Raw genomic sequence first — 12145 nt, forward strand, 5'->3', positions numbered from 1 at the left:
GCCTTCCGGGCCTTGTCGGCCGTCAGGGCCGGCAAGGCATCTCGGAGGGCGAACTGAAAGAAAGCGCCGTACCTGATGGTACGGCGCTTATGACGAAAATCAGCTCGTGAAGGTGAATTGCTGCGGCATTGCAGGGCCGGGATTGGGCCAGGACCAGCTATCCGGCTCCTTCTCGGGAACATTGCGCAGATTGTTGCGGATGATGCCGAAACCGCCGACGGCAAGGCAAAGGCCGACGGTCTCGAACTCCTCGGCCGCGATGTCGAAGATCTGCTTCATGATCGCGCCGCGCTTGTCGAGATCGGCCGTCGAACGCGCTTCGTCGAAGAGCTTCATGCGCTTCTTCTGGCTTTCCGGCGGTTCTTCGCCGCGTGCACCGTTGGAGGTGTACCAAAGCGTCCACGGAATGGCGTAACGCGAACCCTGCGGATGGAAGGCGAAGAAATCGCGCGGATCGAGCATTGGATCGAGACCGCCAGGACCTGGCCACACCGCCGCGTCATGGGCGTTGTCGTCGCCGCGGGTGTAATAGAGCGCCCGCTCGATCGTGTTGACCTTCATGTCGACACCGATCTGAGCCCAATGCGCCTTGACCAGTTCCAGGGCATCGACGAGGTCGGGATAAAGCGTCGGAATGACGTCGATCGAGAAGAACACCTTCTGGCCGTCAGGCCGGAGGCGGAAACCGTCGCTGCCTTTCTTATAGCCGGCCTCATCGAGCATCGCGCCTGCCTTGTCGGCGTCGAATTCGGTGAATTGGCGCGCGTATTTCTCGTTATACCAGGGATGGGTCGGACGCGGCCCGGCCTGATAGGGCTCACTCTGTCCGAAATAGACGATGTCGATGAGCTCCTGGCGATTGATGCCGATCGACAGCGCTTGCCGGAACGCCTTGTCGGCAAACATCTTGCGCATGGCAGGATCTTTGTGGGTGATGTTGAAATAGATCTGGCACTGTTGCGAGGCCGAAGGCACGAGCGTCAGCAGCCGATAATCGCCCTTTTCCATATTCTTGGACAGCGTCGGCTTGTTGGCGAGAACGCTGATGTGACGTTCCTGGATGTCGATCTTTCCAGAGATGACGTTCAGCATCAGCGATTCGACGTCCTGCGAGATGCCGAAGTTGATCTCATCGATGTAGGGGAGCTGGTTGCCCTCGGTATCGACCTGCCAGAAATAAGGATTGCGGGTCATGACGACGCGCGTCGCGCCGCCGGCATAGGGCTCTTTGACCACCCATGGATCGAGCGTCGGCTTGTCGACATTGCCCCATCGCGACGGGATCTCGATGTCGCCGCAACGGCTGCGGAAGAGCTCCGTCCAGCTGGTGACGCCGGCCTTCTTTGCATCGGCCTCGATATTGGGATTATATTTCGGCAGGAACTGGCTGCAGTAATGCTTCGGGAACAGCGTCGGATGCTGGCCAAGCGGTGTGGCGAGGTTTTCCAGGTAAAGCGCGTTGGCCGCAGCAAAGGTGAACTTCACCGTATAGTCGTCAATCTTCTCGACGGTGACCGGCTTGCCGGCGACGGCAAGCTGCGCCGGTGTCGAGCTGTAGAGCTCGGTGTTCTTGACGCAGTCTTCGATCGCGAAAACGACGTCATCGGCCGTAAAGGGATGACCGTCGGACCAGCGCACGCCTTCGATCAGATGGAACGTGAATTGTGTTGCGTCGTCGCTGACTTCCCAGCGCTCGGCAAGGTTCGGCTGCACGGCGGTAAAATCGAGGTTCCAGCGCACAAGGCTCTGGTTGCCGACCATACGCAGGATGCCGTTATGGTCGGATGAACCGCGAAGGCCGCGGCGCAGCGAACCGCCATAGGTGCCGACCTTCTCGAACGGCGTCACGACCATCGGCTTTTTCGGCAGGCGCTCAGCCAGCGGCGGCAGCTTTCCATCCTTGGCGAGCTGCGCAAGGGCCGGCGCTTCGCCGCCTGCGGCAGACACGCGACCGGCGATAGACAGCGCCGCGACACCAGCCATGCCACCAAGCACGGCGCGGCGGGTGACGCCACGCGACAGTATTTCTTTGGCCATCGAATTCCTCCCTTTTGTGCCGGCGCAGCCTTTGCGCCGGCTGATGCGACGGGCTCCCGACCCGACGCTGACGCCCTCCTCGGCGCTACGATCGAAACCATAGACACGTTCTCAAATGATTACAAGAGTTGACAGATAATTACAAATTTTGTAGCCATGCTGCATTGAAATGCGACGTTGTGCCGCTGAAATACGGCCAGCAGGACGAAAAACGTTGGATCTGTCAGATGCTGTCGCCGCCCTGAACATCATGGCCGGCGACAGCCAAGGTGTGGCCGCTGACCCGGCGCACGCGGCCTTGAGAGAAAAGGACCATGATGACACTCGCCGTCGATGCCGTTTCGAACAGGGGCGCAACGCGCTTCAGCGACATCATCTACGAGAAGATCGTGGGGATGATCGCCGACGGCAACTTTCCGGTGAACGAACGGCTGCCGCCGGAGACGAAGCTCGCCGCTGATTTCGGCGCATCGAGACCCGTCGTGCGCGAAGCGCTCGAACGCTTGAGAGCCGATGGCTTGGTCGTTTCGCGCAAGGGTTCCGGTTCCTATGTCAGACAAAGGCCGGATTCGTCGATGCTGAAAATGGTGCCGGTCGGCTCCTTGGCCGATGTCCAGCGGTTCTTCGAATTCCGCGCCGGTCTCGAAGCCGAGGCGGCGGAGCTTGCAGCGCGAAACTGGCAACCGGTCGACAGGGAGCGGATAACGGCAGCGCTTCTGTCGATCGAGCAATGTTTGCGCAACGGGGAGCTTGGCGCCGAGGAGGACCAGGCTCTGCATGATGCAATTGCCATGGCGACCGGGAACCAGTTCCACATCACCCTGCGCGAGTGGTTCAAGCCGCATTTCGCCATCGGGCATTCCGTTACGCGAAGCTTGAGCTTGAAGCGAACGCCGGAACAGATCCGCAGCGTCCAGGATGAGCATGCGGTGATCGTTGAGGCGATCTTCGCGCACCGGGAAACCGAAGCGCATGATGCGATGAAAAAACACATATTGAATGCTCGTGCCCGCATGTTCCAGGGCGTTTGAGCGATATGGGAGGAGAGACGATGAAACGGGTCGCTATGACGGGTGCTGCCGGACGTGTAGGGACGCTACTGCGCCCGCTTCTTCGGTCGCATGTCGAGCACCTCAGCCTGATCGATCTCCAGGAACCTGACGGGCTTGGCGAAAACGAGAATTTCGTCAAGGCCGACCTTACAAAGCTCGACGAGGCGACGGCTGCGCTGAAGGATATCGATGGCGTCGTCCATCTGGCGGGTATCGCAAGCGGCACGGACATGAATGCCATTCTGCACGCGAACGTGCTTGGAACATACAATCTCTACGAAGCCGCGCGGATCAACAAGGTCCAGCGGGTCGTCTATGCATCGAGCAATCATGCCACGGGCTTTTATCCGCGCGGCCAGCTGGTGTCGCCGCTCGACCCGATGCGCCCCGACAGCCCATACGGACTTTCCAAATGCTGGGGCGAACTTGTGGCGGGGCTCTACTACGACACGTCGGGCATTCGCTCTCTTTCCATCCGCATCGGCAATGCGGGCACCTATCCCAACAGCGAACGATCGGTTGCGATCTGGATCAGCGCGCGAGACCTGGCGCAATTGGTCAGGATCGGCCTTTCGCACCCGTTGATCGCAGCAACAGTGGTCTACGGCGTTTCTGACACCGAGGAGATGTGGTGGGAGAACGATCTGGCGGCACGATTGGGCTACCAGCCACAGGACCGGCCGCGTGATCACGCCCGCATCGAAGAGGGATCCGAGGGGCCGGTCGCGCTGGCGTTCCAGGGTGGCGGGTTCTGTGAGATCAATCACGACGGTACCATCCGCATGCGCGATGCCGAGGGCCTGGCCAAGAGCCTGGAGACGGTCGAATGACTGCGCCTCGGATCATCCGCCCGGACGTCCGTCCGGTGTTCCAGCAGCCGCTGACGGTCGGTGAATCACCGGTATGGGACGAAGAGACCGGCACTTTGTGGTTCGTCGATATTCTGGCGCCGGCACTCGTCCGGCTCTCGGCTTCTGGAAAGATCGACCGCTTCGACATGCCGGCTGCAATCGGCGCCCTCGGGCTTTGCCGCGATCACAGGATCGTCGTGGCGCTTCAGACGGGCGTCCATCTTTTCGATCCCGTCTCAGGAGATTTGGAATTTCTGTGCGATCCGGTCGGACGCGACATCAACTGCCGCCTCAACGATGGAAAGGTCGGTCCCGACAGGCACTTCTGGATCGGCTCGATCAGTGAATCCAAGCCGCAGATCGATGAGGCCGCACTTTTCCGCGTGAGCGCCGACGGCAGCACGCGGACCGTGGCCACGAACCTGACGAGCTCCAACGGCCTTGCCTGGTCGCCGGATGGCCGGCGGATGTATCATTCCGACAGCCGGCAATGCTTCCTGCAGGCATTCGACTTCGATCCTGATACGGGCGACCTCGGCGATGGGCGCCGGCTCCGCAGCTTCACTGAAGACGAGGGTCGGCCGGACGGAGCGACAACCGATCGTGACGGGTTCTACTGGAGTGCCGGCGTTTCCGCCGGTCGCCTCAACCGAATATCGCCCGAAGGCGAAGTCGTCGAAATCTACATTCTGCCGGTCCCCGCACCGACGATGCCGTGTTTCGGAGGGCCGGATCTACGCACCCTCTTCGTCACGAGCCTGTCGACGGATCGCAGCGGACGTTTCGAGACGGGGACGGTGATCGCCTTCGACGTGGATGCAGAGGGCCTGCCGCCCTTCCGCTTCGGGGAGCATCCCGTCGGATGACAACGTGCCGATCACCCTCCGGGTGACGGCGGATTGATGGAAAGATAACGGGGGAGAAAGATGAGCATCGCAACCATGCGCAAGGCGCTTACAGGCGTATCGGGTGTTCCGGTCACCGCCTATGACAGCCAGGGTGAAGTCGAACCCCGGATCACGGCGAAGGTCTATGAGCGGGTGGCGGCAGCGGGTATTCACAACATCGTCGCTGCCGGCAATACCGGGGAATTCTATGCTCTGACGCCGCAGGAGATTAGGATCGTCCACGAGGCGGCGGTTTCAGGCGTTAACGGCAAGGCGCCGGTGACGGCGGCGATCGGCCGGTCGCTGCGCGAGGCGATCGGGATGGCGAAAGATGCGGCGGCGATCGGCGCGTCCGCCGTCATGTCGCATCAACCCGTCGATCCCTTCGCAGCACCTGCAGCCCAGATCGACTATTTCTGCAATCTTGCGGATGCTTCCGCCCTGCCGCTCATCGCCTATGTCAGGGCGGACGGCTTCGCCGTCGCTGATATCGTCCGCCTCGCAAATCACGGCAATATTGCCGGCATCAAATTCGCCACGACCGATCTGATGTTGTTGTCGAGGGCGATCCCGGCGGCGAGCCCCGGCGGCGCGCTGTTCGTCTGCGGCCTGGCGGAGAGCTGGGCGCCGACATTTACGGCAGCGGGTGCGCGCGGCTTCACATCCGGCCTCGTCAATGTCGCGCCGAAGCTCTCGCTTGGGGTCCACGCTGCGCTTGAAAAAGGCGATTTTGCCGCCGCCAGGGCGATCGTCAACAAGCTCGAGCCATTCGAGCGGATGCGAACCAAATTCCGCAATGGTGCGAACGTGACCGTCGTCAAGGAAGCCGTCACCTATTCCGGTCTCGACGTCGGTCCCGTGCGTGTGCCGGGATTGCCGCAGCTCGACCAGCATGACCGCGAGGAGCTTCATCGGCTGCTTCAAGGCTGGGAGGCCGAAGGCGACATTCAAACTCATTCAGACCAGCCGGCCGTAAAGGCGGCCGGCTGATTTCGACACTATCCACAAACAACAGGATTGGGAGGTCTTGAGATGCTGAGACAAGTACTGACAACGATCGCAATTGCCGGCGCCCTGACGACGGCGCAGCCCAGCTTCGCGGCGTCGCCGCCCAACATGCTGGTGATCGGCACCAATCTCACCGGCATAAGGACGCTCGATCCGGCCCAGAACAATGCCCGCACGGTTTCGGAGCTGATCTCGAATCTCTACGACAACCTCGTGCAGTTGTCGCCGGACGATCTTAAAACGCTGAAGCCAATGCTCGCGACGCAATGGAGCGTCTCGGCGGATGGCATGATCATCACGCTGACATTACGCGACGACGCGGTCTTCCAGAGCGGCAACAAGGTGACCGCCGAAGATGCTGCCTGGTCGATCCAGCGCGTCATCAAGATGGGCCAGGTCGGCTCCACGGACATCGCGCTCTGGGGCTTCACACCTGAAAACGTCGAAAAGCTCGTTCGCGCAAAAGACGAACACACGCTCGAGATCGAGCTGCCGCAAGCGGTCAATACCGATCTGGTGCTCTATTCGCTGGCGGGCTCGTCGATCGGCATCGTCGACAAGAAGACGGTGCTGTCGCACGAGGCAAACGGCGATTTCGGCGGCGCCTGGCTTTCCGCCAATTCCGCCGGCAGCGGCCCATTCAGCCTGGCGCAGTGGCGGCCGAACGATGTCGCGATCTTCAATGCGCAGCCGAAATATTGGGACGGCAAGCCGGCCATGGCGCGCGTTGTCGCTCGTCACATCCCTGAATCCGGCAATCTCCGGCTGCAGCTCGAAGCCGGCGACGTCGATGTCGGCCAGTATGTTGCAAGCGGCGACCTCGATGCGCTCGCCACCAAGAAGGACATGGTCATCGAGAATGTCCCGGGTCTCGGCTTCTACTATATCGCCCTCAATCAGAAAGACCCGGATCTGCAGAAGCCAAAGGTTCGCGAGGCCTTCCAGCATGCATTCGACTGGAAAGCGATCTCCGGCAATATCATGCGCCATACGGGCTTTCCCTGGCAGTCGATGATCCCGCGCGGCATGATCGGCGCTCCCGATGAGGCGGCGGTCCGCTACGATTACGATCCCGCCAAGGCCAAGCAGCTGCTGGCGGAAGCCGGATATCCCAATGGCTTGAAGAAGGTGCTCAATCCGTCGGGAGCCCCGACCCTGCCCTTCGCCGAAGCGCTGCAGGCGAGTGCGCGCGCCGCCGGCCTCGATCTCGAGCTCGTGCCCGGCGAGTTCACGCCCGCCTTCCGCGAACGCAAATTCGAAGTGCTGCTCGGCAATTCCGGCGCCCGCTTGCCCGATCCCTTCGCCGTGGCCACGCAATATGCCTTCAACCCCGACAATAGCGACGAGGCCCGCCTCGGCAGCTATTACCTCTGGCGCACGGGCATGAAGGTGGACGAGCTCAACACGCTCATCGACCAATCGATGAAGGAGCGCGACACGGAAAAACGCACCGACATCTTCAAGAAGATGGACGGCATCTATGCCGGCATGGCTTCGCCGCTGGTCATCTTCTTCCAGCGAACCGACCCCTATGTCATGCGCGCCAACGTCAAGGGCTATCACGGGCATACGACATGGTCGACGCGCTGGCATGACGTGACCAAGGAGTAGAACGCCGTGGCGAGCGCCGATATGACATCGAAGGGGGGGAGCAGCCTGCCCTCCCCGGCGGGCGGGTTCGCCGAGGCGGCCCCTCACCCGGCACTGAGCCTGCTGCGGCGCCTGGCGGGACGTGTCGTGGCAGTCGTGACGACGCTGCTCGGCCTGCTCTTCCTGACCTTCTCGATGGGCCGCCTGCTGCCCGCCGACCCGGTGCTCGCCATCACCGGGGCGGAAGTCAGCAAGGAGGTTTACGATCGCGTCTATAACGAGCTGGGTCTTGGGCAGCCGATCTGGATGCAGTTCCTCTCCTACGTCGGCAAGATCGCCACAGGCGATCTCGGCATGTCGGCGACGACGGGCCAGCCGATCCTCACCGATCTCCTGACGATCTTTCCCGCGACGATCGAACTTGCGATAATCGCCATGATCATCGGGGCGATCGTCGGCATTCCCTTAGGGATCACCGCTGCGGTCAGGCGCGGAACCATTATCGACCACATCGCGCGGATCGTCGCCCTTGCCGGCCACTCCATCCCGATCTTCTGGACCGGACTGATGGCGCTCTTCGTCTTTTATGCGAAGCTGAAGCTCGTCGGCGCCTCAGGCCGGATCGATGTCTTCTACGAGGGCCTCGTCACGCCGATGACGGGCTTTCTCCTGATCGACGCGGCGATTCAGGGCCAATGGGACGTGTTTTACAACGCCCTTGGCCACATCATCCTGCCGGCGGCAATCCTCGGCTACTATTCCGTCGCCTATATCAGCCGCATGTCGCGGAGCTTCATGCTGGAGCAACTGAGCCAGGAATACATCATCACCGCGCGGGCCAAGGGGCTCGGCACCCGCAAGGTGGTCTGGCGCCATGCCTTCAAGAACATCCGCGTGCAGCTTCTGACCATCATGGCGCTGACCTTCGGCGGGCTGCTCGAAGGCGCGGTGCTTATCGAGACCGTCTTCGGGTGGCCGGGGCTCGGCCAGTACCTGACCCGGGGGCTGCAGATGAACGACATGAACGTGGTCATGGGTTCGGTGCTGACGATCGGCGCCGTCTTCCTGACGATCAACATCCTGTCGGACTTCCTTTATCGCATTCTTGATCCGAGGACACGGTGAGCCATGACGATCTCCTCTGAGCACGCAGACAGCGTCAACACCGGCGGCCTTCGCAACTGGCTGCTCGCACCGGAGCCCCGAGGCTGGTTCCAGTCATCGGCGCAGCAAATTCATCAGGGCTGGCGGAAATTCAGCCTGCATCCGCTTGGTCTGGCGGGACTGGCCATCATCCTGCTGCTGATCGTGGTGGCGCTGGCCGCACCCGTGCTGACGAGCTATGATCCGATCGTTCAGGACATGGCCGGGCGGCTTGCCGCGCCATCGGCGAGCCATTGGCTCGGCACCGACAATTTCGGCCGCGACGTCTTTTCACGGGTGATCTATGGTGCCCGTACGACGCTCTACATCATCATGCTCGTCACGGTCATTGTCGCCCCGCTCGGCCTGCTGATCGGCACCGTCTCGGGTTATTTCGGCGGCATCGTCGATGAAATCCTGATGCGCGTCACCGATATTTTTCTCTCCTTCCCCGGCCTCGTGCTGGCGCTGGGTTTTGCCGCAGCGCTCGGTCCAGGCATCACCAATGCGATCATCGCGATTTCACTGACGGCCTGGCCGCCGATCGCGCGCCTTGCGCGCGCAGAGACGCTCAGCCTCCGCAAGGCGGATTACATCGCCGCCGTACGCCTGCAGGGCGCGACATCACTCGCGATTATCACTCGCCACATCCTGCCGATGTGCATTCCCTCGGTGATCGTCCGCGTCACCCTCAACATGGCCGGCATCATCATCACTGCCGCCGGTCTCGGCTTCCTCGGCCTCGGCGCTCAGCCGCCATGGCCGGAATGGGGATCGATGGCCGCCAGCGGACGTGAATTCATGCTCGACAGCCCCTGGGTCATCGCAGCACCCGGCATTGCCATTGCGCTCGTCAGCCTCGCCTTCAACCTCGTCGGCGATGCGCTTCGCGATGTTCTCGATCCTCGAGGTTCAGAATGACAGAGCCCTTGATCGATATTCAAAATCTCGAAATCGCCTTTGGCGGCGGACAGGTGCGGGCCGTGCGCGGCGTGAGCTTTTCCCTTGGACAGGAAAAGCTCGGGATCGTCGGCGAATCCGGGTCGGGAAAGTCGACCGTTGGCCGCGCGATCATGAAGCTGCTGCCACCGACGGCCATCGTCAATGCCGGGCGGATGCGCTTTCGCGACGTCGATCTGCTCAAGGCGAACGAAAAAACGATGATGACGATAAGGGGCCGGCGGATCGGCCTGATCCTGCAGGATCCGAAATATTCGCTCAATCCCGTCATGCGAATCGGCGAACAGATCGCCGAGACCTACCGCTTCCATCATCCGAGGACGAGCAGGGCAAAGACCTGGAAGCAGGCGCTCGATATGCTGGAGGCCGTCCAGATCCGCGATCCGGAGCGTGTGGCCCGCCTTTATCCGCACGAAATCTCGGGCGGGATGGGCCAGCGGGCGATGATCGCCATGATGCTGATTGCCGAACCCGAAGTGCTGATCGCAGACGAACCGACGTCAGCGCTCGATGTGACGGTGAGGCTCGAGATCCTGGCCCTGCTCGACGAGCTCGTCCTGCGCCGCAATCTCGGGCTGATCTTCATCAGTCATGATCTCAATCTCATCCGGAATTTCTGCGATCGCGTCCTCATCATGTATGCGGGGCGGGTCGTGGAAGTGCTCGAGGCGCGCGATCTCGACAAGGCCCGACATCCCTATACGCAAGGGTTGCTGGCATCCTTGCCGACGATCGAAGATCCGCCTTCCCGTCTGCCGATCCTGAAACGTGATCCGGCCTGGCTTGAAGAATTCGCATTGGAGCCGCCGCGGTGATTAAAATCGACAATCTTACGGTCCGTTTCGGGCCCGGGCAGCGGCCTGTCGTCCGAGACGTGAGCTTCGCCATCGAAAAAGGAACTGCTTTCGGCCTGGTTGGCGAGTCCGGCTGCGGGAAGTCTACTGTCCTGAGGGCGCTTTCCGGCCTCAACGCCAACTATGACGGCCGGATCGAGCTCCACGGCGAGCCGTTAAGTCAACAGCGCAGCCGACCTTTCTTCCGCCGGGTGCAGATGGTGTTCCAGGACCCCTACGGATCACTTCACCCCCGCAAGACCATTCGCTCGCAGCTGAAGGAACCGTTGCGCAACCAGGGGCTGGATACGAACTCTGTCGACATGAACGCGGTCCTCAGATCGGTCGGCCTCGACCCGGCGCTGAGCTACAGATTTCCGCACCAGCTGTCTGGGGGCCAGCGGCAGCGCGTGGCGATCGCCCGCGCGCTGATGCTGGATCCGGACGTTCTGCTTCTCGACGAACCGACATCGGCGCTCGATGTGTCCGTTCAGGCCGAAATCCTCAATCTCCTCCAGGATCTGCGCACCAATCGCGGTCTGACCTATCTGCTCGTCAGCCATGATCTCGCCGTCGTCTCGCATATGTGCAGCCGCGTCGCCATCATGGAAGCGGGCGAGATCGTCGAACAGGTCGATGTCGGCGCACTCCGAAGAGGTGCGGTCGAACACCCCTACTCGCAACGCCTACTGCGCGCGAGCCGGATGTACGGAAGGGCGTAGCTGTTGTTCGGCACGCCCTGCCTGCTTTTTGACGCCACAAGCTACCGACCGCAATGAGCTTCGATAGCAGAAGTGATCTCCTGCCAATCCTGGAGATGAATTTCGTGGCCACCGCCCTCGAGCCGAATGAGCTTCGCTCCCTTGACGGTTCGTGTCAGCAATTCACCGTGCTCAAAGGGGTAAATCGGATCAGCGGTTCCGTGTATGACAAGGAGGGGCGCGGCAAGTTCACCCAACTTGCCCCTTAAGGCCTGGCCGCCCTTCAGCATGAAATGATTGTTAGCACTGACGAAGTTTTTGGCCCGTTTGACGTCGCGTTCAACAAAGGCGCGCGCCTGCCGTTCGTCGTAAGGGTGCGCCGAACCGGCGATCATCTGGGTATCCTTGAGGAGGAATTCGATCACTTGGGCATTGTCTGTCCAATCGACGTGCTCACCCGTCGCTGCGTGCTCCATGTAGGCGTTTGTGGTGTGGGGTAGAGCACTGGTATCAACGCCCACCGGCGTGGTGGAGATCAGCGTTAGTGTCTTGACGCGCTTCGGATTTGACAGTGCGGCGATCTGGGCGATCGTGCCACCCAACGACATTCCAATCAGATTGGCGCGGTCGATGCCGTAGCCATCAAGTACCCTTATGGCGTCCTCGGCCATGTCGTCCATTGCATAGGGCGGCTCCCCCGGCGGGTAGATCGTCGAGCGGCCGGTGTCTCGATTATCGTAGCGGATGACATAGAACTCGTGATCAGCAAGCTTTTGGCAGAATCCGTCCGGCCACCACAACATTGAAGCCATGGCGCCCATGATGAGCAGGATCGGCTCATGCGCCGGATTGCCGAAAGCCTGAGTGGCAATCTCGACGTCGTCAAACTTGATCATACGTTCAGTCACTTGGCGGCATCCTTTATTGGCTTGGGTGAAGCGGCGAAAGTCGCAGGCCTTCGTATCCGCAGGCTTCCACGCGAACGCCACTCGACGTCCGCATATTCCCCACCCTGTGGCTAAGGCGGGTGGTGTCGCATCGGGCATTTTGAGTATGACGGGGCCTAAAATCCACTTTGGCAGC

General features: G+C 61.3%; 11 protein-coding genes. 9 read left to right on the plus strand and 2 right to left on the minus strand.

Going from position 1 to position 12145, the window contains the following annotated elements:
- Positions 1 to 99: 99 nt before the first annotated feature.
- Complete coding sequence (locus HX899_RS06990; RefSeq protein WP_171600416.1) at positions 100 to 2037, minus strand: ABC transporter substrate-binding protein; 1938 nt, start codon at positions 2035 to 2037, stop codon at positions 100 to 102.
- Between the two features lie 317 nt (positions 2038 to 2354).
- Between HX899_RS06990 and HX899_RS06995 the strand changes: the two genes are divergently transcribed.
- The 9 genes from HX899_RS06995 to HX899_RS07035 are packed head-to-tail and all read left to right on the plus strand — an operon-like array spanning position 2355 to position 11083.
- Complete coding sequence (locus tag HX899_RS06995) at positions 2355 to 3068, plus strand: FadR/GntR family transcriptional regulator (protein ID WP_138388998.1); 714 nt, start codon at positions 2355 to 2357, stop codon at positions 3066 to 3068.
- Positions 3069 to 3088: 20 nt separating this feature from the next.
- On the plus strand, positions 3089 to 3919 hold the full coding sequence (locus tag HX899_RS07000; RefSeq protein WP_138388849.1) for an NAD(P)-dependent oxidoreductase: 831 nt from the start codon (positions 3089 to 3091) through the stop codon (positions 3917 to 3919).
- Positions 3916 to 4806, plus strand: a complete 891-nt coding sequence (locus HX899_RS07005; RefSeq protein WP_180195503.1) for an SMP-30/gluconolactonase/LRE family protein — start codon at positions 3916 to 3918, stop codon at positions 4804 to 4806. The genes HX899_RS07000 and HX899_RS07005 overlap by 4 nt, the downstream gene beginning before the upstream one ends.
- A 60-nt stretch (positions 4807 to 4866) precedes the next feature.
- The gene (locus HX899_RS07010; RefSeq protein WP_138388847.1) at positions 4867 to 5817 is read left to right on the plus strand and encodes a dihydrodipicolinate synthase family protein; all 951 of its coding nucleotides are present in this window, start codon (positions 4867 to 4869) and stop codon (positions 5815 to 5817) included.
- Positions 5818 to 5859: 42 nt separating this feature from the next.
- A complete protein-coding gene (locus HX899_RS07015) occupies positions 5860 to 7446 on the plus strand; it encodes an ABC transporter substrate-binding protein (RefSeq protein ID WP_138388846.1) in 1587 nt (528 codons plus the stop codon).
- Positions 7447 to 7452: 6 nt separating this feature from the next.
- Positions 7453 to 8550: an ABC transporter permease gene (locus HX899_RS07020; protein WP_138388845.1), complete on the plus strand. Its 1098-nt coding sequence runs from the start codon at positions 7453 to 7455 to the stop codon at positions 8548 to 8550.
- 3 nt (positions 8551 to 8553) lie between these two features.
- Complete coding sequence (locus tag HX899_RS07025; RefSeq protein ID WP_138388844.1) at positions 8554 to 9489, plus strand: ABC transporter permease; 936 nt, start codon at positions 8554 to 8556, stop codon at positions 9487 to 9489.
- Positions 9486 to 10343: an ABC transporter ATP-binding protein gene (locus HX899_RS07030; RefSeq protein ID WP_138388843.1), complete on the plus strand. Its 858-nt coding sequence runs from the start codon at positions 9486 to 9488 to the stop codon at positions 10341 to 10343. Before HX899_RS07025 ends, HX899_RS07030 begins: the two co-directional genes overlap by 4 nt.
- Positions 10340 to 11083, plus strand: coding sequence for an ABC transporter ATP-binding protein (locus HX899_RS07035; RefSeq protein ID WP_138388842.1), 744 nt, complete (start codon positions 10340 to 10342; stop codon positions 11081 to 11083). The genes HX899_RS07030 and HX899_RS07035 overlap by 4 nt, the downstream gene beginning before the upstream one ends.
- 41 nt (positions 11084 to 11124) lie before the next feature.
- Here the strand turns inward: HX899_RS07035 and HX899_RS07040 are convergent, their stop codons facing one another.
- Entirely contained in the window at positions 11125 to 11970 is an 846-nt protein-coding gene (locus tag HX899_RS07040; protein WP_181291984.1) for an alpha/beta fold hydrolase, read from the minus strand.
- Positions 11971 to 12145 lie beyond the last annotated feature (175 nt).

The organism is Rhizobium sp. WYCCWR 11146, from assembly GCF_013591995.1.
GTDB lineage: Bacteria > Pseudomonadota > Alphaproteobacteria > Rhizobiales > Rhizobiaceae > Rhizobium > Rhizobium indicum.